22 protein-coding genes are annotated in these 24,103 nt (G+C 69.0%); 7 read left to right on the top strand and 15 right to left on the bottom strand.

Annotation, left to right across the window (positions count from 1 at the left end; translation table 11 throughout):
• Window position 1: 1 nt before the first annotated feature.
• The gene (locus JTJ31_RS10550) at window positions 2–817 is read left to right on the top strand and encodes an enoyl-CoA hydratase/isomerase family protein (RefSeq protein WP_207538624.1); all 816 of its coding nucleotides are present in this window, start codon (window positions 2–4) and stop codon (window positions 815–817) included.
• Here JTJ31_RS10550 and JTJ31_RS10545 read toward each other — a convergent pair.
• Entirely contained in the window at window positions 795–1,604 is an 810-nt protein-coding gene (locus JTJ31_RS10545) for an alpha/beta fold hydrolase (RefSeq protein ID WP_207538623.1), read from the bottom strand. The two genes, JTJ31_RS10550 and JTJ31_RS10545, sit on opposite strands and share 23 nt — an antisense overlap.
• Before the next feature lie 10 nt (window positions 1,605–1,614).
• Window positions 1,615–2,571 carry a tripartite tricarboxylate transporter substrate binding protein gene (locus JTJ31_RS10540; RefSeq protein ID WP_207538622.1) on the bottom strand — a complete coding sequence of 319 codons (957 nt, stop codon included), beginning with the start codon at window positions 2,569–2,571 and terminating at the stop codon, window positions 1,615–1,617.
• 351 nt (window positions 2,572–2,922) lie between these two features.
• Between JTJ31_RS10540 and JTJ31_RS10535 the strand changes: the two genes are divergently transcribed.
• Window positions 2,923–3,915: a Bug family tripartite tricarboxylate transporter substrate binding protein gene (locus JTJ31_RS10535; RefSeq protein ID WP_207538621.1), complete on the top strand. Its 993-nt coding sequence runs from the start codon at window positions 2,923–2,925 to the stop codon at window positions 3,913–3,915.
• 77 nt (window positions 3,916–3,992) lie between these two features.
• Here JTJ31_RS10535 and JTJ31_RS10530 read toward each other — a convergent pair whose 3' ends face one another.
• The 11 genes from JTJ31_RS10530 to JTJ31_RS10480 all read right to left on the bottom strand — a co-directional run bounded on the left by JTJ31_RS10530 (window position 3,993) and on the right by JTJ31_RS10480 (window position 15,746).
• The gene (locus JTJ31_RS10530) at window positions 3,993–4,973 is read right to left on the bottom strand and encodes a Bug family tripartite tricarboxylate transporter substrate binding protein (protein WP_207538620.1); all 981 of its coding nucleotides are present in this window, start codon (window positions 4,971–4,973) and stop codon (window positions 3,993–3,995) included.
• A 41-nt stretch (window positions 4,974–5,014) separates the two neighbouring features.
• Entirely contained in the window at window positions 5,015–6,091 is a 1,077-nt protein-coding gene (gene leuB / locus JTJ31_RS10525; RefSeq protein ID WP_207538619.1) for a 3-isopropylmalate dehydrogenase, read from the bottom strand.
• Window positions 6,092–6,109: 18 nt separating this feature from the next.
• On the bottom strand, window positions 6,110–6,709 hold the full coding sequence (leuD, locus tag JTJ31_RS10520; protein WP_207538618.1) for a 3-isopropylmalate dehydratase small subunit: 600 nt from the start codon (window positions 6,707–6,709) through the stop codon (window positions 6,110–6,112).
• 4 nt (window positions 6,710–6,713) lie between these two features.
• A complete protein-coding gene (gene leuC / locus JTJ31_RS10515; RefSeq protein ID WP_207538617.1) occupies window positions 6,714–8,129 on the bottom strand; it encodes a 3-isopropylmalate dehydratase large subunit in 1,416 nt (471 codons plus the stop codon).
• A gap of 12 nt (window positions 8,130–8,141) precedes the next feature.
• Complete coding sequence (locus JTJ31_RS10510; RefSeq protein WP_207538616.1) at window positions 8,142–9,281, bottom strand: iron-containing alcohol dehydrogenase; 1,140 nt, start codon at window positions 9,279–9,281, stop codon at window positions 8,142–8,144.
• The gene (locus JTJ31_RS10505) at window positions 9,281–10,267 is read right to left on the bottom strand and encodes a Bug family tripartite tricarboxylate transporter substrate binding protein (RefSeq protein ID WP_207538615.1); all 987 of its coding nucleotides are present in this window, start codon (window positions 10,265–10,267) and stop codon (window positions 9,281–9,283) included. Before JTJ31_RS10505 ends, JTJ31_RS10510 begins: the two co-directional genes overlap by 1 nt.
• Window positions 10,268–10,321: 54 nt before the next feature.
• On the bottom strand, window positions 10,322–12,370 hold the full coding sequence (locus JTJ31_RS10500; RefSeq protein ID WP_207538614.1) for a CaiB/BaiF CoA-transferase family protein: 2,049 nt from the start codon (window positions 12,368–12,370) through the stop codon (window positions 10,322–10,324).
• The gene (locus JTJ31_RS10495; protein WP_207538613.1) at window positions 12,367–13,326 is read right to left on the bottom strand and encodes a Bug family tripartite tricarboxylate transporter substrate binding protein; all 960 of its coding nucleotides are present in this window, start codon (window positions 13,324–13,326) and stop codon (window positions 12,367–12,369) included. Before JTJ31_RS10495 ends, JTJ31_RS10500 begins: the two co-directional genes overlap by 4 nt.
• A 70-nt stretch (window positions 13,327–13,396) precedes the next feature.
• Entirely contained in the window at window positions 13,397–14,176 is a 780-nt protein-coding gene (locus tag JTJ31_RS10490; protein ID WP_207538612.1) for an enoyl-CoA hydratase/isomerase family protein, read from the bottom strand.
• Between the two features lie 2 nt (window positions 14,177–14,178).
• Window positions 14,179–14,589, bottom strand: coding sequence for a Zn-ribbon domain-containing OB-fold protein (locus JTJ31_RS10485; RefSeq protein ID WP_207538611.1), 411 nt, complete (start codon window positions 14,587–14,589; stop codon window positions 14,179–14,181).
• Window positions 14,586–15,746, bottom strand: a complete 1,161-nt coding sequence (locus JTJ31_RS10480; RefSeq protein WP_207538610.1) for a thiolase C-terminal domain-containing protein — start codon at window positions 15,744–15,746, stop codon at window positions 14,586–14,588. The genes JTJ31_RS10485 and JTJ31_RS10480 overlap by 4 nt, the downstream gene beginning before the upstream one ends.
• 126 nt (window positions 15,747–15,872) lie before the next feature.
• Between JTJ31_RS10480 and JTJ31_RS10475 the strand changes: the two genes are divergently transcribed.
• The 5 genes from JTJ31_RS10475 to JTJ31_RS10455 all read left to right on the top strand — a co-directional run bounded on the left by JTJ31_RS10475 (window position 15,873) and on the right by JTJ31_RS10455 (window position 22,408).
• Window positions 15,873–16,739, top strand: a complete 867-nt coding sequence (locus tag JTJ31_RS10475) for a LysR substrate-binding domain-containing protein (RefSeq protein ID WP_207538609.1) — start codon at window positions 15,873–15,875, stop codon at window positions 16,737–16,739.
• 171 nt (window positions 16,740–16,910) lie between these two features.
• Window positions 16,911–18,167: a hypothetical protein gene (locus JTJ31_RS10470; RefSeq protein WP_207538608.1), complete on the top strand. Its 1,257-nt coding sequence runs from the start codon at window positions 16,911–16,913 to the stop codon at window positions 18,165–18,167.
• Window positions 18,168–18,252: 85 nt separating this feature from the next.
• Window positions 18,253–20,769 (top strand): DNA ligase D, encoded by a 2,517-nt coding sequence (gene ligD / locus JTJ31_RS10465; RefSeq protein WP_207538607.1) that lies wholly within the window; start codon window positions 18,253–18,255, stop codon window positions 20,767–20,769.
• 213 nt (window positions 20,770–20,982) lie between these two features.
• Window positions 20,983–21,795, top strand: coding sequence for a bestrophin-like domain (locus tag JTJ31_RS10460; protein ID WP_207538606.1), 813 nt, complete (start codon window positions 20,983–20,985; stop codon window positions 21,793–21,795).
• A gap of 187 nt (window positions 21,796–21,982) precedes the next feature.
• The gene (locus JTJ31_RS10455) at window positions 21,983–22,408 is read left to right on the top strand and encodes an ester cyclase (protein WP_207538605.1); all 426 of its coding nucleotides are present in this window, start codon (window positions 21,983–21,985) and stop codon (window positions 22,406–22,408) included.
• A 40-nt stretch (window positions 22,409–22,448) separates the two neighbouring features.
• Here JTJ31_RS10455 and JTJ31_RS10450 read toward each other — a convergent pair whose 3' ends face one another.
• Both JTJ31_RS10450 and JTJ31_RS10445 read right to left on the bottom strand, forming a co-directional pair.
• The gene (locus JTJ31_RS10450; protein ID WP_207538604.1) at window positions 22,449–22,637 is read right to left on the bottom strand and encodes a hypothetical protein; all 189 of its coding nucleotides are present in this window, start codon (window positions 22,635–22,637) and stop codon (window positions 22,449–22,451) included.
• A gap of 141 nt (window positions 22,638–22,778) precedes the next feature.
• Window positions 22,779–23,975: an HPP family protein gene (locus tag JTJ31_RS10445; RefSeq protein WP_207538603.1), complete on the bottom strand. Its 1,197-nt coding sequence runs from the start codon at window positions 23,973–23,975 to the stop codon at window positions 22,779–22,781.
• Window positions 23,976–24,103 lie beyond the last annotated feature (128 nt).

Here is a 24,103-nt window from a genome sequence, read left to right as displayed (position 1 = left end):
CATGGCGGTGGTGGAAACCGAGACGCGCGGGCAAGTGCTCGTGGTGCGGCTGAATCGGCCCGAGCGGCTGAACGCGCTGAACCACGAGATGCGCGAGGAACTTGCCCGCATCTGGAGCAGCTTCCGCCGCGACGCGGCGCTGGAGGTGGCGATCCTCACCGGAACCGGCCGCGGCTTCTGCGCCGGCGAGGACATGAAGGAATCACTCGCCGAGCGGAATCCAGGTGGCCGCCGCTCCGTGACGGAGGACCCGTTCAATGCCGGCACGCTGGAGAAGCCTGTGATCACGGCCGTGAACGGCTTCGCCATGGGCGGCGGCTTCATGCTGGTGGAGCGGACGGACCTCCGCGTCGCCGCTCGCACGGCGATCTTCGAGGTGTCCGAGGCAAAGCGCTGGCTGCTGGGCGGCTGGAATCACGGCCACCTCGCCAACCTCGCCTATCCCGTGGCGATGGAAATGGCGCTGGGCTTCCGCTTCACCGCCGAGCGCTTCTTCCAGCTCGGATTCCTCAACCGCCTCGTCGAGCCGGGCGAGGAGGTCGAGTCGGCGATGGAAATGGCATCGCACATCCTGACCCTGCCGCCCGCGGCGCGCGTCAACACGGTCCACATGATGCGCCGGATGCGCCCTGCCCCGAACCCTGCGCAGCGCGACCTCGCCGCGCGGCTGCACGAGCACGGGGCGAAGGACGACCTCCTGGAAAGCCGCGCCGCCTTCGCGGAAAAGCGCGCGCCCCAATTCAAGGGCTGGAACGATCCGGAGGACCGCTACCGCCTGCCAGATCTGGAGGCGGTCACCCCACCCGACGCGCAATGAAGGACAGCGTCGCCTCGGCGCAGATCTCCGGATCCGAGGCGGCGACGTGATAGGAATCCCCGGGCAGGATCATCAGTTCCGACCCGGGGATTTGCCTCTGCCATTCGCGCACCGCATCAGGCGAGCCGAGGCCGCTGCCATTGGTCGTCACCACCAGCGTGGGACAGGCAATGCGCCCAAGCTCCGCGCGCACGTCAATGCCGGGAACCGAGCGGATGAAGCCGAGCTGGGTGGATTGCGCGGTCCGCCCCATCAGCCGCGCCCAGCCCTCGCGCATCGCCTCGCTGGAGGCGCTGCCTAGGCGCTCCGGCATGGTCCAGCGCGCCCAGCTTTCGACGCCCTTCGTCTCGATGTGCTCCAGCCAGGAAGCGGCGCGGCCGCCCAGCGTTTCCTGGCCCGACACCAGCGTCCCGAGCAGAGTGAGCGAAAGCACCCGCCCGGGATGGGTCGCCGCGAGCCGCATCCCAAGCGGGCCTGCGATCTTCGCTGCCGCGACATGGACGCGCGCGATGCCAAGGTGGTCCAGCAGGGCAATGAAATCCGCCACCAGCGCGTCGGGCGACCAGGGGTGATCCAGCTTCATCGGAGTCGAGCGCCCGAAGCCGCGCATATCCGGGCGGAGCACGCGGAAGCGCCGCCCCAGCGCCGGCATCCAGGCGTTCCATGCCTCCCCGCTCTCCGCATTGCCGTGCAGGAGGAGGATGGTCTCCGGTTCGGTCCAGGCATCGGCGAAGCATTCGTCGCGGAAGAACAGGGACTGATCCGGTCCCAACTTCATCTCGGGCATTCGTTGTTCCTCAGTCGGGCTGGATGCCGGCCTCGCGGATCACCCCCGTCCAGCGGCGAAGATCGGCGCTGATGCGCTGGGCGAAGGCTTCGGGCGTGGTCGGTGCGGGGTCTGCGCCCTGCTCCGCCAACTTCGAGCGGATCTCCGGCTCAGCCAGCACCTCGCGCAGCTCGCGCGAAAGGCGGTCCACCACGGCGGGCGGCGTGCCGGCGGGTGCGAGGATCCCGTTCCAGCCCGTCACGTGGTAGCCAGGCACACCTGCCTCCGCGATGGTGGGCACGTCCGGCAGAATCGGGCTGCGCTCCGTGGTGCTGATGCCGAGCGCACGCATCCTTCCCTCGCGAATCATCGGTAGGGCGGTGATCGGGGTGTCAAAGAACATCGACACGTCGCCACGCAGCAGGGCCGTCTGCGCCTCCGGCGCGCCGCGGAAGGGGACGTGGGTCAGATCGATCCTCGCCATGGAGCGGAACAGCTCCGCGCCCAGGTGGCCGAGGCTTCCCGCGCCAACCGACGCGAAGGTGAGCCTCTCGCGTCGCGCCAGTTCGATCAGTCCGCGCACGTCGCGGGCCGGTGATGCGGCGGGGACGAGCAGGACAAGCGAGACGGTGCTGACCGTGCCGACCGGGGCAAAGTCGCGTTCGGTGTCATAGGGCAGTTGCCGCCGCAGTGCCGGATTCACTGCGTGGCTCGGAAACACCATCAGCAGCGTGTGACCATCGGGCGTCGCGCGGGCAACGGCCTCAGTGCCGACGATCCCGCCCGCACCCGGCCGGTTCTCGATCACGACGGGCTGGCCGAGCCGGTCCGAAAGGCGCTGGCCCACCAGCCGCGCGAGAATGTCAGTGATGCCGCCTGCCCCGGTCGGAACCACGATCCGAACCGGGCGGGATGGCCAGGACTGGGCGCTTGCCGGAAGCGCCGGCAGCAGGAGCAAAGCCGCAAACCCGCGTTTCGTGATCTGCATGGAAGCCTCCTGCATGGGTGCGGAAGCCGCAATGCGTCACACGCCTCGCCGCGGCGTGCATCACATCCGTTTCCTTCCAAAGCGCGATGGAAGTCCCGCGCCGTCGCGATCACGCTATGCGGGGATTGTTGGCACTTCAAGCGCCTCATCTATGCGACGACGCGCCTGATCCGAAGCAGCCCCATCGCTCGCCTTTCATGTGATGCGACGGAAGCGGCGCGGAGCGATGGACAAGGCACCATCGAGACGCACTCTTTCCGTTGGAAGTAGCGCGAGCGCTGCGCAAAGATGCCGGCAATTCGCAGCTGGGAGCGGGCGCCGACACGCCGCCGCTTTCGCAGGGAGGAAAGAATGTTCGAGAAGTATCGGGGCCGCCGTGCCCTCTTGGCCGCGGCCACTGCAGCGACCGGGGCGCTGGCGGCTCCTTCGCTGGCTCTGGCCCAGGGCGGCTACCCCTCGCGGCCAATCACGATCATCGTTCCCTCCCCCGCAGGCGGTGGAACGGATTTCAGTGCCCGGCTTATCTCCGAGCCGCTCGGCCGTGCGCTCGGCACGTCGGTCGTGGTGGAGAACCGACCCGGCGGCAATGATGTGGTCGGGCTGAACGCGGTGCTTCAGGCGCGCCCAGACGGCCACACGCTGCTGATGGGATATTGCGGCACCATGACGGGGCGCGCCGCGCTCGGCTCCCTGGGCCAGATCGACACATTGCGGGACTTCGTCCCCATCGGCCAGGTGAGCGACACGCCGCAGCTTTTCGTGACGCACCCGACGGTCCCCGTCTCGACCATGCGCGAGTTCGTCGCCTACGCTAGGCAGCGCCCTGGGCAGCTGACCTACGCATCGGCGGGGAATGGCTCCATGCACCACCTCAGCGTGGAGTTGCTGAAGATCCGAACCGGCATCGACCTGCTGCATGTCCCCTACCGGGGCACGGGGGAGACCATTCGTGACCTCGTCGCGGGAAGGGTCCAGTTCTACCTGAATTCGCCGCCGCCGCTGGTGCCGCTGGTGCGCGATGGCCGGCTGCGGCCGCTCGCCGTCAGTTCTAACGAGCGGCACCCCGGGCTTTCCGATATCCCTTCCGCCGCGGAGGAGGGGCTGCCCGACCTGAACATGAATGTCTGGTTCGCTCTCTACGCGCCGCGCGGAACGCCCGAGGACATCACGCGGCTCGTTTCAGCGAAGCTGAACGAGGTGCTCGCGGACCCCGGATTGCGGCAGCGCGCCTTCGAGGCAGGAGCCCTCGTGACGCCGCTTCCCGTGGAAGCCATCACGGCCCGGATGCAGCGCGAGATCGCGAACTGGACTGAGGTGGTGCGCGCGGCAGGGATCACGGCGTGACTGGCGCCCGGCGGGGCGTGCAGCCGCTTGCGCTGGAACGCCCTAGCCGCGCCGCCACCCGACGCCATCCCTTTCTCTCAGCCCAGCGTGATCCCAGCCGTGCGGATCACCTCGGCCGCCGCCCGCCGTTGCGAGGCGATCCAATTGGCAAAGGCCTCGGGCGAGTTGCCAATCATGATCGCCCCCGCCGGGTCCATCCGGGCCCGAACAGCCGGCGCGCGCACGGCCACGCCGGCGGCGGCGGCCATGCGCTCCACAATAGCGTGCGGCGTGCCCGAGGCGGCGAACAGCCCGTTCCAGTCGTTGAGGTCGAAGCCCGGGAAGCCGGATTCCGCGATGGTCGGCACGTCCGGCAGGGACGGCACGCGCTCCAGGCTGGTCACCGCCAGGATGCGCGCCCGCCCGGCCGAGACAGGTGGACGAATGGAGGAGGTGGTGATCAGCACGGCATCCACGCTGCCCGCCATGATGTCGCGGGCCGCGTCCGCGCCGCCGCGATACGGCGCGTGCACCAGCCGGATGCCAGCCCGGTGCTCGAAGGCGGCGAGGGCGAGATGCGCCATGCCGGCCGCGGGCGGCGTACCGACCGAGATGCTGCCGGGACGCTGGCGCGCCAGGGCGATGAACTCCGCCAGGCTGCGCGCCGGGAAGTCATGCTTCACCGCGATCACCTGTGGGAAGGAGGAGATCTGCGTCACCGGCGTGAATGCGGTGAGGTAGTCGAAGGGAAGGTCGCGCACCAGGACCGGATTGGTCAGCTGGTTCGCCGCATCCACCAGGAAAGTGTAGCCGTCGCGTGGCGATTGCAGCGTGGCGGTGGCGGCGACCACCGCATTGCCGCCCGTGCGGTTCTCGATGACGATGTTCTGGCCCAGCGCTTCCTGCATCTCTGCGGCGAGGGCGCGGGCGGCGGTATCGGCCGCCCCACCCGCGGCAAAGGCGACGATCCAGCGGATCGGCCGGTTGGGCCAGTCGGATTGCGCGAAGGCGCCGTGGCCAATCGCCGGCGCGGCAACTGCCCCGGTCAGGACGGCGCGGCGGGTGGTGCTTTGGGTCATTCTTCGTTCCTCCCTGTGTTTTATCTTTTGTAGCCCCACCCTCAGGCGGCGAGGCGAAGAATCTCCCGCGCCACGGCATCACCCATCGCTTCCGTCCCGACGAGCTGCGCGCCCTCCTCCATGATGTCCGCGGTCCGCAGCCCCTCGGCCAGGACGCGGCGCACCGCGTTCTCCACCCGCTCCGCCAGCACGGGCTGGCCGAGCGAAAGGCGCAGCATCATCGCGGCCGAAAGGATGGAGGCGAGCGGATTGGCCTTGTCCTCGCCTGCGATGTCGGGCGCCGAGCCGTGCACCGGCTCGAACAGCCCCTGCCCCGCCGCGTTGATCGAGGCGGAGGGCAGCATGCCGATGGAGCCGGTGAGCATCGCCGCCGCATCGGAGAGGATGTCGCCGAAGATGTTGCCGGTGACGATCACGTCGAAGTCGCGCGGGCGGCGCACCAGCAGCATGGCCGCGGCGTCCACATACTGGTGGGTCAGCTCCACATCCGGGTAGTCGCGCGCCACCTCGTTCACCACCTCGCGCCACAGGGCGGAGGCTTCGAGGACATTGGCCTTGTCCACCGAGCACAGGCGCTGGCGCCGGCCGCGCGCCGCCCGGAACCCAGCATGGGCAACGCGACGGATCTCGCTTTCTGTGTAGCGCATGGTGTTGATGCCCACGCGCTCGCCATTCTCGACATGGATGCCGCGGGGGGTGCCGAAATAGATGTCGCCCGTCAGCTCGCGCAGCACCACGAGGTCCACCCCTTCCAGCGCCTCACGCCGCAGCGTCGAGGCACCGAGCAGTTCGGGGAAGGCGAAGACGGGGCGATAATTGGCGAAGAGGTCCATCTGCTTGCGCAGGCGCAGCAGGGCATGTCCGCCGCGCTGCTCGGGCGGGCGCAGGTCGCTCTCATAGGTGCCGGCGGCGCCGAACAGCACCGCATCGGCCTTGACGGCCAGGGCGGCGGTTTCCGCCGGCAGGGGGTCGCCCGCGGCCACGAAGCCCGCGTCGCCGATCGGCGCCTCGGTGAACTCGAATTGCGGACCGTTGGCGGCGAGGGCGCGCAGCGCCTTCACCGCCTGCGCCGTGACCTCCGGCCCGATCCCGTCGCCTGCGAGGACTGCGATGTGCATGGTGTCTGCTCCCGTTGCTTATCGGTTGTGGCGTTCGTGACGCGCCTCGAAGGCGGCGATGTCGTCGCCATGGGTCAGGGTGAAGGCGATCTCGTCCAGCGCTTCGAGGAGGCAGCGCTTGGTGAAGGGATCGATCTCGAAGGGGTACCGGGTGCCATCCGGCCCGGTCACGGTCTGCGAAGGCAGGTCCACGGTGATTTCCGCTTCCGGGTCGGCCTCGACCGCGGCGATCAGCGTCTGCACGTCCGGCTCGGGCAGGACCACGGGCAGAAGCCCGTTCTTGGTGCCGTTGATGGCGAAGATGTCGCCGAAGGACGGCGCGATGACGCAGCGCACCCCATGGTCATAGAGCGCCCAGACCGCGTTCTCGCGCGAGGAGCCGCAGGCGAAGTTGCGCCCGCCGAGCGCGATGCGCGCATCCCGCCATTCCGGGCGGTTCAGCGGAAACTCGGGCACCTCCGTGCCGTCAGGGGCGTAGCGCAAGTCACGGAACAGGTAGTTGCCGTGGTTGTCGTCGCGCGGCCGGGACAGGAAACGCGCGGGCAAAATCTGGTCCGTGTCGATATTGGCGCGCGCGAAGGGCACGGCGCGGGAGCGGACGGTGCGGAACGGCTCCATCGCCTCAGCCTCCTGTCAGTTCGCGCAGATCGGCGATGCGGCCCATCACCGCCGCCGCCGCTGCCATGGCCGGGCTCATCAGATGCGTCCGCACCCCCCGCCCCTGCCGGCCTCGGAAGTTGCGGTTGGAGGTGGCGGCGATGCGCTCGCCCGGCGCGCCGATCTCGCCATTGGTGCCAAGACACATGGAGCATCCGGCCTCGCGCCACTCGAACCCCGCCTCGGTGAAGACGCGGTCCAGCCCCTCCGCCTCCGCTTCGCGCTTCACTGGCGCCGAGCCGGGCACGACCCAGGCGCGCACCCCAGGGGCGACGCGGCGCCCGCGCGCCACGGCGGCGGCCGCGCGCAGATCCTCAATCCGCCCATTGGTGCAGGAGCCGATGAACACCCGGTCCACCGCGAGGGAGGCCAGCGGCGCGCCGGGGGTCAGGCCCATATAGGCGAAGGTCTCGGCCAGGGCCTCGCGCCGCGCCGGATCCGGCTCGGATTCAGGGTCCGGCAGGGCGGCGTGGACCGGCAGCGCGTCCTGCGGGCTGTTTCCCCAGGTGACCATGGGAGCGATGGCGGAGGCTTCGATCCACACTTCGGCGTCGAAGCGCGCCCCCTCATCGGTACGGAGGTCGCGCCAGCGCGCTAGCGCGTCATCCCATTCCCTTCCCGTGGGCGCGTAGGGCCGGCCCTTGAGATAGGCGAAGGTCGCCTCGTCTGGCGCCACCATCCCGGCGCGGGCACCGGCCTCGATGCTCATGTTGCACAGCGTCAGGCGGCCCTCCATGGAGAGGCCGCGGATCGCACTGCCGGCGTATTCGATGACATGGCCCGTCGCCCCCGCCGCACCGATGGTGGCGATGATGTGCAGGATCACATCCTTGGCCGTGACCCCCTCGGCCAGTGCGCCCTCCACGGTGATCCGCATGGTGTGCGGGCGGCGCTGCCACAGCGTCTGGGTCGCGAGCACATGCGCCACCTCCGTCATGCCAATGCCGAAGGCCAGCGCGCCGAGTGCGCCGTGGGTGGAGGTGTGGCTGTCGCCGCAAACCACGACCATGCCGGGCTGGGTCAGCCCCGTCTCCGGCCCCACCACGTGCACGATGCCCTGATTGCCGTCGCGCAGGCCGAACAGGCGGAAGCCCTGATCCGCGGCGTTGCGCTCAAGCGTCTCCACCATGCCGCGATGTTCGTCATTGCCGATGGCGGCGACATCGCGCGTGTCGGTGGGTACATAATGGTCAGGCGTGGCGAAGACGCGCTCCGGCGCGCGCAGCTTCAGGCCCCGCTTTTGAAGGATCTCGAAGGCGGGGGCGGAGCCGTCATGGACGAGGTGCCGGTCCACATAGAGCAGCGTCTGCCCGTCCTCCCGCTCCACCACGCGGTGGCGGTCCCAGATCTTGTCGAACAGCGTGCGAGGCGCGTCGGTCATGGCGGTTGCCTTTCAGGCCGCGAAGGCTTCGCGCAGCAGAGCGAGGTAGTCAGCCTCGCCCGCCGGGCGCGGATTGGTCTGGTGATGGTGGTCGCGCGTCGCGCCGCGCGCGGCGGCGGGCAGGTCTTCCTCCCCGATGCCCAGCGCCGCCAAGCCAGCGGGGAGGCCGATGTGCAGGCAGAGCGCGGCGATGGCGCCCGAGATGGAACCCGCATCCTCCGGCAGGCTCATTGCCTCGGCCAGGATGGGCAGGGCGGCGCCCAGGGCTGGGGCGTTGAAGCGCAGCACATGCGGCAGCAGGATCGCGTTCAGCATGCCATGATGCGGCTTCGCAGCGTGTCCGCCCAGCGCGTGCGACAGCGCGTGCACCGCCCCCAGCCCCTTCTGGAAGGCGAGTGCGCCCTGCACCGAGGCCAGCATCATGTCCCGCCGCGCCGCCCGGTCGCCGCCATCGGCGACGGCGCGCGGCAGCGCCATCCAGCCGCGCCGCAGCCCGTCGCGCGCGATGGCATCCGCCACCGGGTTGTCGCGCGGCGAGCACAGTGTCTCGATGCAATGGGCCAGCGCATCCATGCCCGTCGCGGCGGTGAGGCTCGGCGGCAGGCCGACCGTGAGTTCCGGGTCGCAGAAGGCAGCGCGTGGAATCAGGTGCGGCGAGCCGATGGACAGTTTGCGCCCATCCTCCATCACGATCAGCGCGCCACGGCTCACCTCGCTGCCCGTCCCCGCCGTGGTGGGGATGGCGAGCACCGGCGCAGCAGCCGCGGTGATGCGCGACAATCCGCCCTCCACCAATGCATAGCGCGCAAGAGGCCCTTCCGGATGGGTGGCCGCCAGCGCGACCGCCTTGGCCAGGTCGAGCGGCGATCCGCCGCCCAGCCCGATCACCCCGTCCGCCCGATGCTTTTGGTAGTCGTGGAGCGCAGCGCGCACCGATGCCTCATCCGGGTTGGACGGGACGCCGTCGTGCACCGCCACTGCCATGCCCACTGGCAGCGCCGCCAGCACCGGCTCGAGCAGCCCAGCCGCCACCACGCCAGGGTCAGTGACGAGAAGCGGCCTCTCTATCCCGGCCAGTGCCAGCTCGGCGGGAAGTTCGCGCAGGACGCCCTCGCCGAGATGCAACCGGTTGAGATAGGTGATCGGTGCCATCAATCGGCGCTGATGCCGACGCGGCGCAGGGCCGGTGCCCAGCGCGCGTGATCTGCCTCCAAGGCGGGCTCCAGTTCGGCGCGGCTCAGGAACTCCGGATCGAAGCCGCGCTCCATGATGGCGCTGGTGAAGGCGGGATCGGACATCACCTCGCGCGAAGCTGCCTCGATCGCGGCCACGGCCGGCTCCGGCGTGCGGGACGGCGCGGCCAAGGTGTACCAGAGCTCCGCCGCATAGCCCGGCAAGACCTCGGCTATGGCGGGGAGCTCGGGCCAGGCGCGGGCGCGGCGCGCAGCGGTGTTGGCCAGGGCGCGGATGCGTCCCTCGCGGATCAGCGCTTCCACCGCGCTCACCGAGGCGAACATCACCTCCACCTCGCCGCTCAGCAGGCCCGCGACGGAAGGCCCGGTGCCGCGATAGGGGACGTGGATGATGCGCGTCCCCGCCATGTCGTCGAACAGCGCGGCGGCCAGGTGCTGCGACGTACCGGCCCCCGGCGTGCCGTGGTTGAGCCGGCCGGGCCGCGCTCGGGCATACTCCACGAACTCGGCCAGGCTCCGCGCTGGCACGGAAGGATTCACCACCAGCAGCATCGGCGTGCTGGCGAAGCGGCAGATATGGGTGAAGTCGCGTTTCCAGTCGAAGCCGGGATTGCGGAACAGCACGTCGCTGATGGCGATGCCGTTCCCGGTGAAGAGCAGCGTGTGCCCGTCGGGCGGCGAGGTTGCGACCAGCGCGGCGCCGATATTGCCCCCCGCCCCGCCCCGGTTCTCCACTACCACGGTCTGGCCCAGCCGGTCGCCCAGGGCGCGGGCCACCATGCGGCCCAGATTGTCCGTGCCGCCACCCGGCGGATAGGGCACGACGAGGCGGACCGGCCGATTGGGAAAGCCCTGTGCACGCGCGCCGCCCGCCGTCGCGGTGATCCCGGCCAATGCCAGCGCGGCGCGGCGTGTGGGGCCGGGCCCCGTCTTGGTCCTCACCATTCCTTGTTTCCTCCGTCCCGCGGCGCCGCCTTTCCCGGCGGGCCGCCCATCACCTCACCCCGCCGCCTTGCGCGGACGCGTCCCCAGCACCTCTTCCTGCTCCAGCAGCGTGATCTGCTCCGAAGTGAACCCGGCCTCACGCAGCACCGCCGCATTGTCCGCCCCCAGCGCGTGGCAGGAATCCTCCACCACCAGGGGGCGACGCCGGAAGCGGAAAGGGATCCCCTTGGCGGGCGTGCCGTCCGGGCTGCGCAGCACCGCTGTGCCGCGCGCGAAATCCGCCGCGGCGGCGAGGTCGGTGCCACTCCGCACTGGCAGGGACGTGCCATGCGCCACCACGCGCCAGCCGCCCTTCCCGTCCGGCTCCAGGCTTTCGCCGGGCTCGGCGGGGTCTTGGTTCCCGCGCCGTGGCGAGGGCGCGCCGGCAGCCGCGGCCAGAAACTCCTCGCCGAGCAGGAAGCTTGTCAGCTCGCGCTGCGACAGGTCGAGATGCGCCCCCTGCCCTGTCCTTTCCCGTTCCTCGAGCGCTGCGATGATCGCACCCGAGGCAAAGAGGCAGACCACCTGGTCCGGGTAGTTCACGTCCCGCCCGGTGATGACTGGCGCCTCCCCCGCGCCGGAAAGGGCCGCAAGCCCCGCCGTGGCCTCCAGCGTCGAGCCATAGGACACCATCAGCCTATCTGGCCCTGTCTCCCCCTGCGAGGAGATGCTGGCGATGACGAGGCGCGGGAAGCGGCGGCGCAGCTCAGCCGCGTCGAGGCCGAAGGAGGCGAGGACGCCGCGGCGGAAATTCTCCACCAGCACGTCGGCGCCTTCCAGCAGGCGCAGTACCACCTCGCGCCCGTGCGGGTTCTTGAGGTCCACGCAGACGGAGCGTTTGCCGCGGTTGGTGAAGTTGAAGAAGGGGCAGTGATTCCACCAATCGCCGCCGGCCTTCGCGCCATCCCAGATACGGAACGGGTCCGGCGCGCCCGGACCTTCCACCTTCACCACATCGGCGCCGAGGTCGAGCAGCATGGTGGAGGAGGCGGCCCCGGCGGTGATCCAGCCAAGATCCACGACGCGCACGCCGGAAAGCGGCTTGCCACCGCGCGGTGCGCGGGTGGGTGGCGCGCCGGGCGTGGCGCGGAGCGGCAGACGCTGCCCGTCCCAGGAAACGGGCAGGCTGGGCATTCCGTCCGGCCCGAGGAAGCCGCGCGCGCGGTACTGCGCGTCATCCAGCAATTCCTCTGGCCACGACACGGGGCCTATCGGCACGCGCCGCGCCTGTGCGGCGGCGGTGATCTCGGCGCGGCTGCGCGCGGCGAACCACGGGCCGATGATCTCCAACAGCGCAGCCCGATTAGCGCCACGCGACGCATTGCTGGCAAAGCGCGGATCGTCGAGGCCCGCATCGCCGATCAGGTCGCGCAGCGGCGGCCAGTCCTTCTCCTGATAGACCAGCGCGACATGGCCATCGGCGCAGGGCACGGTGAACCAGGTGACGCGGTCGGCGCGGCGCTCGGGCGCCGTGCCCATCACCAGCACTCCGGCCGCGACCTTCCAGTTCAGCCAGGCGCAGACATCGAGGAGCGAGACATCCACCTCCTCTTCGCCGCTGCCATGCAGCGCCGCGAGCAGCGCGGTGACGGCAGCGAGCCCCGCTGCGTAGGACACCTGATGCCCCGCGAGGCGCGATGGGGGCGCGGGCATTGCTTCACCCACGATGCCGAGCAGCCCCGACAACGCCGCCACGCCGAGTTCCGTGACCGGCGGCTCCTCCTCTCCGGGGCCAAAGAGGGAAAGGCAGGCCTTCACCTTCACGCGGGCCGCATGCGCCGCCAGCGCCACGCGGTCGCCGATCGCCGCGTCGAAGCTTCCCGAGGGCGCGCCTGACGTCTTGCCCGCATTGATGAAGCGGTCGAGCGCCGATGCGCCGTCCGGAAGGAGCGGCGCATCGGCGGAGAAGGGCTCGCCACCCGGCGGGAGGGGCCGCACCACCTCCGCCCCGTATCCGGCACAGATCCGCGCCGCCATGGAGGCAGCCAGCGCGTGCGGCCGCTGCGCGCAGAAGGCGCCAAGGTCGAGGATGCGTCGGCCAGCGAGTGGAGCAGGAGTGGTCACAGGCGAAGATTCCCCCGCCGCACCACGAGGTCCCAGCGTGCCCGGTCCTCGCGGATCAGCGCATCGAAGCTCTCAGGACTAGTCTCGGGTGCGACATCAACACCGGCCTCGCTCAACCGCGCGCGCACGGCGGGGTCGGCCAACAGCTTCGAGACGGATTGCGACAGCCGCAACAGCCGCTCTGGCGGCGTGCCGGCACGTACCACGACCCCGAACCAGGAGGCGCTGATAATGCCGCGGAAGCCCTGCTCCACCGTCGTCGCGAGTTCCGGCATCACCGGGCTGCGCGTCGTGGAGGCGATGGCGATGGCGCGCAGCCCGCCCGAGCGGATATGCGTCAGGATGCCGGGCAACGCGATGGTATAGGCCTCGACGCGCCCGGCCAGCAGGTCGTTCACCACGAGGCCGGTGCCGCGGTAGCGGATCTCCTCCACCTCGATGCCCAATTCCTGGCCGTAGAGGTGGCTGGTTAGGCTGATCCCCGGCGAGCCCACGCGCAGCGGCCGCCCCGAGCGGAGCACGTGTTCCCGCAACTCGCGCAGATTGGTGGCGGGAACGGAAGGATGCACCACCAGGGAGATGGCGCTGGTGCCGACAAGGCCGACCGGCGCGAAGGCCGCCACCGCGTCGAAGGGCAGCGGCGTGCCCAGCGCCTCGGCCTGATTCAGCCCGCCCGATTGCAGCATCAGCACGTGCCCGTCGGCCGGGACCTGCAGCATCGCGAGCGCCGCGGGCACTCCACCGGCCCCGCCGCGATTTTCCACCGCGACGGATTGGCCGAGATCTTGGCCCATGTACTCTGCCGTGACGCGCGCGACGAGGTCCGTGGTGCCGCCCGGCGCGTAACCGACCAGCATCCGCAGTGGCCGCTCCGGAAAGGGCTGGGCGCGGGCTTCGGCCGCAGGCAGCGCTGCGGCGGCCAGCAGGGCGCGTCGGGCAATCGCGGGTCCGTTCATGGCGTTTCCTCCTGCGCGCCCCGCCTTATCTCCGGCGGGGCTTCGCGCCGCGTCTGTCAGCCTTCCTGGTTCACGCGCCCTGGCCGGGGTTCTTGATGCCGGCGGCGAAGCGAGCATTGCCCTCCGCCTGGGCGCTGGTCTTCGAGCGGATGGTGAGGTTCACCATCTGCCCGTGATCCATCGCCTCCTGCCAGTCGGTGATGAAGGCTGGGATGCGGTCCAGCGCCTTCTTGCTTTCGGCCAGTGCCACCGCGTCAAACTGCGCCACCTTGCGCGCCAGGGCCTGCGCCGTGGGGATCAGCGCCTCCGGCTGGACGCACTGGTTGACCATGCCCCAGCGCTCGGCCGTGGCGCCGTCGATGCGGTTGGTGGTCAGCACCAGCCACGCCGCCTGCTTGCGGGTGACGCCCGAAAGCTGGATCGCCGGGCCGGCCATGCCAGGATAGGTGGAGAAGCCCATCTCCGGGCAGCCGATGCTGGCTTGTGTACTGGCGATGGCGAGGTCGCAGCAATTGATCAGCGTGGCGCCTCCCCCCAGCGCCAGCCCGTTCACCGCCGCGATGAAGATGGAGGGGTGCTGCTTGATCGCCATGTTCACGGCGATCCATTCCTCACCCGCGCCTTCGATGCCCGCCTTGCGATCAGCCTCGCGCTCCTTCAGGTCCATGCCCGCGCAGAAAGCGACGCCGGTGCCGGTGAGGATGATGGCCTTCGCCTCGCCCTTCAGCTCCTCGAAGGCGCGCAGGAGGCCCTGGCGCGTGGCGCGATTCATCGCGTTGCGCTGTGCCTCGCGGTTGACCTGGATCTGCGCCCAGCCCTCGCCGCGCTCGATGATCAGCTCTTCCGGCATCGTCATTCCTCCGGCCCGAATTGCGGCAGGGCGAAACCTTCCGGCCCACCGGGGAAGCGGACGGAGAGCCGCATGCCAATCTTTGCGTCGTCAGCCTTCATGCCTTCGAGATTGGTGAGGAGGTATGGCCCCTCATCCAGCTTCACCATCGCCACGGGATAGGGGATCTCGTCCTTCATCCCGGGAAAGTAGTTCTGGTGGAACACCACGAAGGACCAAAGCTCGCCCTTGCCGGAGGCGATGATCCATTCCCAGTCCGGCCGGCCGGTGTAGGGGGAGACGGGGGCGGGCGGGAAGAAGCACTTCCCGGTTTCCGTGCAGCGTTGCAGCACCAGCCGCCCTTCCGCGCACGCCTCCCAGAAGGGCCGGTTCCAGTTGTCCACCACCGGCTTGGGACGTGTCTGGAGGCTCATGCGTCATCCCTCCGGAACAGGATGCTTTGCGCGATATGCGTCGCGCAGATGTATTGCATCGCACGGGCATCAGGGATCTGACGTCCTTCGCAATCGCCGCGCAGCTGCCGCACGCATTCGGCGATGATGCCCCAGCCCTGCATGTAGCTGTCAGACAGGTGTCCGCCGGAGGTATTGGTCGGCCAGCGCCCCGTCCCCAGTTCCAGCGTGCCGTCGCGCACGAAGTCGCCGCTCTCGCCCTGGCCGCAGAAGCCCAGCCCTTCCAGGCTGAACATCACAGTCGGCGAGAAATTGTCGTAGATGCCGAGGCCCTGCACGTCGTCGCGTCCGAACCCGGCGCGGTCATAGACGCTGCGGCAGGCCGAGAGGGTCGGGTACCAGTAGTCGTCGGCCGGCGCGCTGCCATAGGAGAAGCGGTCCTGCCGCGAATAGCCCGAGACGAGCACGGGCGGGCGGCGCAGGTCGCGCGCGCGCTCCGCGCTGGTGAGGATCCACGCCACCGCGCCATCGTTGATGAGGCAGTAGTCGAGCAGCTTCAACGGCTCGCAGATTGGGCGGGCCTTCGCGTGGTCCTCCAGCGTGATGGGCTTGCCGTGCATCACCGCGTCGGGGTTCAGGCAAGCATGCTTGCGAAAGGCGACGGAAACGGGCCCAAGATCGGCGTGGGTGGTACCGAAATCATGCATGTGCCGGCGCCACATCATCGCGTGGATGGCGCCGGGGCTGGTCATTCCCCAGGGGCTCCATTGGCTGTCGCCGCCGCCATACATCATCCGCACGGAGCGGCCATTATTGCCGTAGACGAGGGCCACGGTCTTCGCGGCGCCCGTGGCGATGGCCTGCATCGCGAGCGCGAGCGACACGCCCGAGAAGCGGCCAGGCGCCTCGGTCAGCAGGCAGTATTGCGGATTGATTCCCATCATTTCCGCGAAGCGCTCATAGCTGGGGATGCGGTTGACGATGAGCCCGTCAATGTCCGAGGGGCGCAGTCCCGCATCGTCCAGCGCGGCGTTCAGCGCCTCGCAGCCCAGCCCGTAGCTGTCAGTTTCGGGGAAGTTTCCGTAGCGCGTCGTGCCGATGCCGGCGAAGGCGACCTTGTCCCGGAGGCTCCAGGGGGTGCTGACCGTCGGCGCGGCAAGGGTGTCCTGGCCGTTCATCCGTTTGGGCGTTCCTCTCGCGCCGACGCTGCAGCGCCGGCTTCGGTGCGGGAGGCTGGACCCAATCGGCGCTTTTCCCAAGGTCAGGATTGGCGGTGTGCCCAAACCTGGGGTTAGACTAACCACATGGCCGCAAGCCTGCCGCCCCTCCCCGCCCTGCACGCCTTCGTCCTGGTAGCGGAGACGGGCAGCCTGTCCGCCGCGGCGGCGCGGCTCAACGTGACGCAGCCCGCGGTGGGAAAGCGGATCCGTGCGCTGGAGGCGGCGCTGGGCCACAGGCTCCTGCTGCGCGGCGCCAACAGCGCGACGCTGACGGAGGAAGGCGCACGCTATGCCGGAGCGCTGCGCGCCGCATTTTCCAGCATGGAGGAAGCGACGGCCGAGTTGCGGCGGGCGAGCGGCCCGCTGCGCGTGCGCGCCTACACCACCTGGGCGATGCGCTGGCTGATCCCCCGTCTTCCGCGCTTCCGGGCCCGGCACCCGGGTGTGGAGATCGAGGTCAGCGCCTCCATCGCGCCGGTGGATTTCGCGCGCGATGCCGTGGATGCCGCCATCCGCACCGGCAGCCGTTTGCCCGGCGCGATCCGCCTGCAGGCCCTCGCCGTCCAGCCCTTCGCGGTGCCCGCCCTCGCGCGGGAGGCGCGGCGCGACGGGCTCGCGCCGCACTCGCTGCTGGGAAGCCGGGTGCGGCCAGGGGACTGGGCGACCTGGGCCGCGGCGTCCGGCGTGGTGCTGCACGGGACGCCGCTGCTGTTCGAGAGCACTTCCCTGGCCGTCCAGGCGGCGCTCGAGGGGCTTGGGGTCGTCATCGTCTCGCCCGAGCTCGTCGCGGAGGATGTGCGGAGACGGCGCCTCGTGCCCGTCTCGGGACCCGCCGCCGAGACGGGAGACCATTACTGGCTGCTGATGCCGCGTGGCGTGCAGCGTCCCGACGCGCTGGCGTTCCGCGACTGGCTGATGGAGGAGATGAGGGCGAGCGAGGATCTGGGCTGAGTCATGCGCCGACACTGGGCTGGCCCATGACTGCATCGCCATCGGTCAGCCAGGGACACGTCAGCGGATCGTGCCCTACCTCCACCCGGACGGCCCGCCGGCCAGCAATCCTTGGCCCTGCCGACCTTGCCATGGTAGGCTGCTCGCGCCTTCTGCCTTCGAGGGAGCCGGATGCGCTGGCTTCTCACCTTCCTGCTCGGCCCCGTCATCGGCCTTGCCGCGGCGACCTATGCCGGCGTGATGGCATCCCTCGCGGTGGACTGGCTCAACGTCCCGAGCCGCGAGGGAGCCTCGGGCTACTTCGTCATCCTCTGGATCCTGATCGCCTTCATCCTGGGAACGATCACGGGTTGGATCGTATGCGGTCTCGTCGGGCGCCGCGGCATGGTGCGCGGCTTCGCCGCAGCGCTCCTCGCCGTTGCCCTGCCGATCACCGCCATCGGCGGCATTGCCTGGGCGCAGAGGGATGTCGCGCCGCTCGTGGCCGGGGATCTCATGGATCTCGCCATCGAGGTGAGGCTGCCCCCCGGCGCCACCCTGCCCGCGGAGGCGAGCCGGGACTCCTACGTCACCCTCTCTTCCGGTAGGCAGCAGCGTGGCGCAATCGGGCCACTCCTCCTGAAGGAAGCGCGAGAGGAGGAGAGTCAATGGATCGTGCCGGGCCGAGTCCTGCTTCACGTCACCTCCGCGCCACGCACTCTCGGTGTCATGCTGCGCGGCGGGAGGACACAGTACTTCGCAACCGACGTGCCCTCGCGTCCCCGCGCTCTCGAGGCCGATTGGGGACCGTGGCGCAGCCCCTTCAGCGGCGTGGAGGAGGGCGAGCCGGCGCTGCAGGCGCGTCTCCGCATCGTCCGCCATGTCCCGCCGCCGCGCTCGGAACCTGAGCCTCCTCCTCCGCCGCCCGCCGAGCAGATCCGTCCCGACCCAGATGCCCCGACCGAAGAATGGTTCCTCCGCACCTCCTACGCCTCGCCGGCTCCGCTCAAGGCGGAGGCGATCGCAGTGGTTCGCGAGCGGCCCGACTTCGTGCCGGTGCTGCTCGCTCATATCGCCTCCCCCCACCATGAGACGGCGCGGCGGGCCATGTATCTGGTCGGCGAGCTCCACCCGCCTCCAGCCGAAGCGGGAGAGGCCGTGCGTGCCCGCGCAGCCGAAGTGGTCCGTCTCGCGGAGGCGATCGACGCAGAAGCGGAAGATAGCCGGGACCGCCTCTACGAGACCGCGCATACCCTCGCGACAGGGGTGCAGGCAGCTTCCTTCGGCTTGTGGCGCGCGGGGGTGGATCTGCGCCCGGAGCTGCGCGCGATGGCCGAAGCGGCACGTCAGCGCGAGAGAGGCCCGCCACGCGACATCGCCGACCGCTCCATCTGCATCGTCAACCACTTCACCAATCTGGAGCGCGGCGTGACGGAGTCATGCCGGTAGTCGCGCCTCCTTTCCGGCGGCCACGCGTCGCATGGCTCCGGGCAAGCCGCGCATAACCGAAGCCCGATCAAAACGTTGGCGAAACATGCCGACGCGCAGCAAGGCGCCCGCGAGCGCTCGTCCCGATCCCCTGAGCACCTACCGCGCCAAGCGGGACTTCTCCCAGTCGCCGGAGCCGCAGGGAGCTTCGGCGCCCAGGACAAGCCGAAACAAGCTGCGCTTCGTCGTGCAGAAGCACGACGCGTCGCGCCTGCATTTCGACTTCCGGCTGGAACTGGCGGGTGTGCTGAAATCCTGGGCCGTGGCCCGCGGCCCATCGCTTGATCCTGCTGACAAGCGCCTCGCCGTGGAGGTGGAGGATCATCCGCTGGAATACCGCGACTTCGAGGGCGTGATCGGCTCCGGATATGGCGCGGGCACCGTGATGCTATGGGATGAAGGCGAGTGGGAGCCGGCCCCCGGAGTGGATGACGCGGAAGGGGCGATTGCGGATGGTAACCTGAAGTTCGTGCTGCACGGAAAGCGCTTGCGGGGCGGGTGGGATTTGGTCCGGATGAAGCCGCGCGCGCGGGAACGCACGCCGCAGTGGCTCCTGATCAAGCGCCGCGACGAGGAGGCACGCCCTGGAGAGGGCGAGGCGCTCGTTGCGGAGGAAACCACCTCCATCCGGACCGGTCGGGAGATGGAGGAGATCTCCGGCGGCGCAGCGCCGAGGAAGCCTGCGCCGAAGCCGTCTTCCCGCCGAAAGGCGGCCCCGAAGGCGGTCCAATCCTCGGTCGCCGGCTTCGTGTCGCCCATGCTCTGCACCCTCGTCGATCGTGCGCCGGATGGCCCAGGCTGGCTTCACGAAATCAAGCTCGACGGATACCGGATCGAGGCGGTCGTGCGGGGCGGGCGCGCCACGCTGTTCACGCGCAACAACAAGGACTGGACGTCCCGCTTTCCCGAGACAGCGACCGCCCTCGCGACGCTGCCCGATTGCATCCTCGACGGAGAGCTGGTGGCGCCGGACGAGGAGGGGAACCCCGATTTCGCGCTTCTCGCCTCAGCCATGGAGCAGAACAGGACCGGCGAACTCGTCTATCACGCCTTCGACCTCATCGCCGCAGGCGAGGAGGATCTGCGGGGACTGCCGCTCACCGAACGAAAGGCGCGGCTTCAGGCCTTGCTGAGGCGCCCTCCGGCGGGCGTCGCGCTGGTGCAGCCCTTCCCTGGCGCGGGCGAGGCAATCCTGAAATCCGCCTGCAGCATGCGGCTCGAAGGTGTGGTGTCGAAGCGCGCCGACAGCCCCTACCGGCCCGGCGACCGTGGCGGAGACTGGGTCAAGTCCAAGTGCCGCGGCAATGACGAGTTCGTGGTGATCGGGCACGGCAAGGGCACGAAAGGCCGCATGACCCTGCTGCTGGGGGCGCGGCGGAACGGCAAGCTGGTCTATCTGGGCCGCGTCGGATCCGGGATCAGCGCGCGGCAGGAGAGCGAGCTGAAGGAGAAGGTGAAGGGCCTTGAGCGCAAGGGCTCGCCTGCCGGAAACGTGCCGCAGCGCGAGCAACGGACCACGCACTGGCTGGAGCCCCGGCTGGTGGCCGAGATCGACTACACGGGCTGGACGGCGGACGGCCTCCTGCGGCAGCCCTCCTTCCGGGGGATCCGGGAGGACAAGCCGGCTTCCGAAGTCATAGTGCCCGTGACGGAGCCAGCCCCAGCTCCTTCCAAGCCATCATCACAGGGTGCGAGCAAGGAGGGGGTATCCGTCCGTGGTGTCAGCCTCTCGCACCCCGGCAAGCCTTTCTGGCCCGGGGACAATGTCACCAAGCGCGACCTAGCCGAGTACTACGCCGCCGTCGCCGACCGGTTGCTGCGGCATGCCGGCGGGCGCCCGCTTTCGCTCGTGCGCGCGCCCGACGGCATTGACGGACCACGCTTTTTCCAGCGGAACGCCATGAGGGGGACGTCGCATCTGCTGCGGCTGGTACATCTGAAGGGGATGGCGAAGCCCCTTCTCGCGGTCGAGAGCCCGGAGGGGCTGGTCGCCCTGGCGCAGATGGGAGTACTCGAGATCCATCCCTGGGGAAGCCTTCTGGAGGACGAGGATCGACCGGACCGGCTAGTGTTCGATCTCGACCCGGCCGAGGACGTGCCTTTCGCAGAGGTCACCGAGGCGGCGCTGCACCTTCGCACCATGCTGGAAAGCCAAGGGCTGAATTCCTTCCCCAAATCCACCGGTGGCAAGGGGATGCATGTCGTGGTGCCGCTGCGGCCCGATGCGGGCTGGGACGAGGCGCGCCAATTCACCAAGGATCTCTGCGAGCGGATGGCGTCCGACGCCCCGGACCGGTTCACCACCAACATGAGCAAGCAGGCCCGGGCCGGACGCATCTTCCTCGACTACCTGCGCAACGATCGCGGTGCGACCGCCGTGGCCCCGTGGTCGCCCCGTGCGCGCCCCGGCGCCACCATCGCCATGCCGCTGAGCTGGGAAGAAGTCGGGCCGGGGCTGGACCCGAAGCGCTTCACCATTGCCTCTGCCCCATCGCTCCTCAAACGGCGTGACCCTTGGGAGAGCTTCGATGCTGCCGCGAAGCCTCTGCCCCGGAGCACCTGATTTGTTTATCCGGCTTGGCTTCTGTCGGCAGCAGTCCCGCAATGACGAGCGTGCGCAAGAGATCCGTGCCGGCCACGCTCCATGGTCCAGCTGCGGAACCGGCTCGAATCCCTCGCTTGTTCGCAGCCTCTACAAAAGATCTCTGGTCATCGTCCGCCTCAGCAGCAGCTGGCTTCAGCAGATTTGAGCGGAAACGTCAGCAGCAAGAAAAACATGGACACGCGACACGAGCCGCCACACCGTGCTTCGACGACGGGGCCCTCCTCCATGACGGCAAGCGTTATCGCACTCGCAGTGTCTCTCTGTGCTTTTGCTGGCGGCGCAGCGGGGCTCCTGCTCAGCCGTTTCCTCGCTGAACAGCATCTCACCAAGGAGACGACCGACGCGGTGCGGCTTGGCACCAGCATGCTCTCCATCCTCGCAGCGCTGGTGCTTGGTTTCCTGATCGCAACCGCGAAGGACTCGCTCGACACAGCAGACCGGATCGTTCGCAGTGCCTCTGTCAACCTGATCGAGGTTGACCAGATCCTTGGCGCTTACGGAGCCGAGGCGAATCCCATCCGGGACCTGCTGCGACACTACGCCGAAGCCATGCTGAGGAACGGCTGGATACAGTCCGAGCATGATCTGCTGGAACAGAACCTCCCGCCCGGCGTCGCGCTTGAGCGGGTCCGCTTGGCCATCCTTTCCCTCGAGCCAGTGAATGCCAACCAGACCTGGCTCCGCGATCAGGCGCTGACCGGCAGCGGGGCGCTTCTTAAGGCGCGATGGGAGCTGCTCGAGCGACGGGACCTGCCAATCCGGCCGGCGTTCCTGTTCGTGCTGACTTCGTGGGTGACTTTCATCCTGGTTGGCTTCGGCCTGAACGCGCCGCGAAACAGCGTCGTGGTCGGGACACTCGCTGTCTGCGCCTATGCCATCGGCACGTCGGTGTTCCTGGTCCTTGAGATGGAGGCACCCTTCGACGGCCTCATCCAAGTCGCGAACAATCCAGTCGGTGTCGCGCTCACTCGCATGGGCCGTTAAGTGGCACCTTCCGCGATCAAAAGGCCCCGTCAGAATCCGCATGTGAGTTCGGATAGGACCTGATTCGCTGAAAGCGAACGTGATGCGGCCTCGCCGATAGTGGCCCGTGCGGTCAGGTCTTCACGGAGCGCTGCTCAAGAAGTTCCGGAAATGCTAGCGGTCCGCTGACTTGAAGAGGGCAGCTACGATGTCAGGCACAGAAGCCAACAAGACCATGGTGCGGTCCTATGTCGCCGCGCTCAACAGCGGCAACTGGGAGAGGCTGCGCGAGCTCTTCACGCCTGACGCAACGATCCAGGGCGTGACCGGGAGCGCACCGATCGAGAAGGCCCTTGGCCCGGGATCGGTCTGGCACCAGCTGCGCGACGGCCTGAACATGGAGCTCACCATCGAAGACCTAGCCGCCGAGGGGAACCGAGTGGCGGCCCGGTACACCGAGCGCGGCCGCTGGACGGGTCCTTTCCTCGATATGGGCGAGCCGACGGGACGCTCCTACGAACTCGTCGCGATGGAGTGGTTCGAGTTCAACGCAGAGGGCCGGATCACCCGGCGTTGGGGCGCCCGCGACGGAGCTGCGCAGGCGCGGCAGCTTGGCTTCGGAGAGACGGCCTGAGCCGCAGCGACTCATCAAGCACCGAAGACAATGGGGCCCGTCAGCGTTCTTCGGGCGGCTTAATGTGGCGGAACGCCCAGAGGAGTGCGAGGTCGTAGGCGATCTTCAGGATCGCGCAGGCGATGAATGGCGCCGTCTGCCAGCCAGCCGCGAACTCCGCACCGGCCAGCGCCGGGCTCGCATCCGCGGCAAGGCTGCGCGGGACTGCCGTGAAGCTTACGGCCGTCATCCGCTCAGGCGGGACGATTCCGCCCGGCTGTTTCGGAGTGCGGCTCGGGAGCAAATGATGGCGGCCGCCGCGCCATAGGCTTAGACCCTAAGCCGAGGTGAATGCATGCTCAGGACCCGCAGCCTGGTCCACAGTTGATGGTCATGCTGCCTGCCGGTCGGCCCGAGGCGCCTCGTCCTCAAGATTGCCTCGGTACAGCGCCGCTATCAGGTCTGCCTGGGAGATGATCCCTGCCAGCCTCTGCTGCTCATCGACAACAACGACGTGCCGCAAGCCGGCACCGGCCAGCAGGGGAACCAGCTCCACGGCATGCTTCTCCTGCGTCACGGTCCGAATGCCACGTGCCATGACCTGCCCCACGACCCTCGGCCGACCAACAAGCGTTCTGCCAGAGCAGCGGATGAGGCGGAGAAACCACGAGTTTGGCGCATCGAACTGGCCATTTTCCGCAACGGCAAGCAAATCGACGTCAGAAATCATGCCGATTACCTGCCGCTTCGGGTCAATCACAGGCAGAGCCCGGATGTCATGCTGGCGCAACAGCAACCAGGCCTCCCTCAGCGAGGTGTCATGCCGCGCAGTGACCACGTCGCGAGACATGATGTCGGCACAGGTGATCTGTCCGAAGCGGCGGCGATAGGCGCGCATCTCCACCGCCTGAACCAACTCCTCCAAATCGTTCCGGCTGATATCGAGGAGCTCATCACGCTGCTGAAGAGCCGCGTCGAGGTCACCCTTGCTCACGCCGACGCGCTCGGTCGGCTTCCCATCCGAAGTGAGATGCGGATGGGTGCCGGAGACGTGTTGAGGATGCGGATAAGCCCGGCGGGTCGCGTTGTTGAAGGCGAGCGCCGCCGTGGTGAGCAGAAGCGAGCTGACCGCGACCGGAGACAGGATGAATTCGTACCCTGCCGAGGTCACCGCTGGCCCGCCAAGGACGGCCGTGAGGGCGATGGCTCCTCCTGGAGGATGGAGGCACCGCAGCGAGAACATCGCGCCGATCGCGAGTGCCGCGGCCACGGGAGCAGCGAAGAGGGGGTCACCGATCAAGCGGGCACAAGTCACCCCGGCCAGCGCGGAGACAATGTTCCCTCCGACCACGGACCAGGGCTGTGCAAGTGGGCTGGACGGCACCGCGAACAGGAGAACGGCTGAGGCGCCCAATGGTGCGGTCAGCAAAGGCAAAGTGGACCAGGCGCCGGTACCGTGGACCGAGATGATGCTGATCAGCAGAAGGCCGGTCAGCGCGCCGAAGCACCCCCGAAGCCTTTCGGCTTTGCTGACGGTCATGGGGGCGGGCAGGAAGCCACGCAGCCAATCAAGAAGCCGTGTATTCACTCGCCTGCCCTGCAACTGCTCACTGCGTCTGCGTCCCGGATCATTTTTCGTCTTGGCGGTCGGACCGTGGAGCCCTGTTTCGCCAGCCCCATTGATCTCGTCGCCCAGGGGTCGGCCCCTTCGCCACA

Source organism: Sabulicella rubraurantiaca (assembly GCF_017355885.1).
In the GTDB taxonomy this organism is placed as follows: Bacteria; Pseudomonadota; Alphaproteobacteria; order Acetobacterales; family Acetobacteraceae; genus Roseococcus; species Roseococcus rubraurantiacus.
Note: the sequence above shows the minus strand (reverse complement) of the source record. Positions and strands in the feature narration are given on the sequence as shown.

What these genes read in the sequence shown, in the direction of transcription:
- JTJ31_RS10550 (WP_207538624.1), top strand. Translation starts at nt 2, where the DNA reads ATGGCGGTGGTGGAAACCGAGACGCGCGGGCAAGTGCTCGTGGTGCGG.
- JTJ31_RS10545 (WP_207538623.1), bottom strand. Translation starts at nt 1,604, where the DNA reads ATGCCCGAGATGAAGTTGGGACCGGATCAGTCCCTGTTCTTCCGCGAC.
- JTJ31_RS10540 (WP_207538622.1), bottom strand. Translation starts at nt 2,571, where the DNA reads ATGCAGATCACGAAACGCGGGTTTGCGGCTTTGCTCCTGCTGCCGGCG.
- JTJ31_RS10535 (WP_207538621.1), top strand. Translation starts at nt 2,923, where the DNA reads ATGTTCGAGAAGTATCGGGGCCGCCGTGCCCTCTTGGCCGCGGCCACT.
- JTJ31_RS10530 (WP_207538620.1), bottom strand. Translation starts at nt 4,973, where the DNA reads ATGACCCAAAGCACCACCCGCCGCGCCGTCCTGACCGGGGCAGTTGCC.
- leuB (WP_207538619.1), bottom strand. Translation starts at nt 6,091, where the DNA reads ATGCACATCGCAGTCCTCGCAGGCGACGGGATCGGGCCGGAGGTCACG.
- leuD (WP_207538618.1), bottom strand. Translation starts at nt 6,709, where the DNA reads ATGGAGCCGTTCCGCACCGTCCGCTCCCGCGCCGTGCCCTTCGCGCGC.
- leuC (WP_207538617.1), bottom strand. Translation starts at nt 8,129, where the DNA reads ATGACCGACGCGCCTCGCACGCTGTTCGACAAGATCTGGGACCGCCAC.
- JTJ31_RS10510 (WP_207538616.1), bottom strand. Translation starts at nt 9,281, where the DNA reads ATGGCACCGATCACCTATCTCAACCGGTTGCATCTCGGCGAGGGCGTC.
- JTJ31_RS10505 (WP_207538615.1), bottom strand. Translation starts at nt 10,267, where the DNA reads ATGGTGAGGACCAAGACGGGGCCCGGCCCCACACGCCGCGCCGCGCTG.
- JTJ31_RS10495 (WP_207538613.1), bottom strand. Translation starts at nt 13,326, where the DNA reads ATGAACGGACCCGCGATTGCCCGACGCGCCCTGCTGGCCGCCGCAGCG.
- JTJ31_RS10490 (WP_207538612.1), bottom strand. Translation starts at nt 14,176, where the DNA reads ATGCCGGAAGAGCTGATCATCGAGCGCGGCGAGGGCTGGGCGCAGATC.
- JTJ31_RS10485 (WP_207538611.1), bottom strand. Translation starts at nt 14,589, where the DNA reads ATGAGCCTCCAGACACGTCCCAAGCCGGTGGTGGACAACTGGAACCGG.
- JTJ31_RS10480 (WP_207538610.1), bottom strand. Translation starts at nt 15,746, where the DNA reads ATGAACGGCCAGGACACCCTTGCCGCGCCGACGGTCAGCACCCCCTGG.
- JTJ31_RS10475 (WP_207538609.1), top strand. Translation starts at nt 15,873, where the DNA reads ATGGCCGCAAGCCTGCCGCCCCTCCCCGCCCTGCACGCCTTCGTCCTG.
- JTJ31_RS10470 (WP_207538608.1), top strand. Translation starts at nt 16,911, where the DNA reads ATGCGCTGGCTTCTCACCTTCCTGCTCGGCCCCGTCATCGGCCTTGCC.
- ligD (WP_207538607.1), top strand. Translation starts at nt 18,253, where the DNA reads ATGCCGACGCGCAGCAAGGCGCCCGCGAGCGCTCGTCCCGATCCCCTG.
- JTJ31_RS10460 (WP_207538606.1), top strand. Translation starts at nt 20,983, where the DNA reads ATGGACACGCGACACGAGCCGCCACACCGTGCTTCGACGACGGGGCCC.
- JTJ31_RS10455 (WP_207538605.1), top strand. Translation starts at nt 21,983, where the DNA reads ATGTCAGGCACAGAAGCCAACAAGACCATGGTGCGGTCCTATGTCGCC.
- JTJ31_RS10450 (WP_207538604.1), bottom strand. Translation starts at nt 22,637, where the DNA reads ATGACGGCCGTAAGCTTCACGGCAGTCCCGCGCAGCCTTGCCGCGGAT.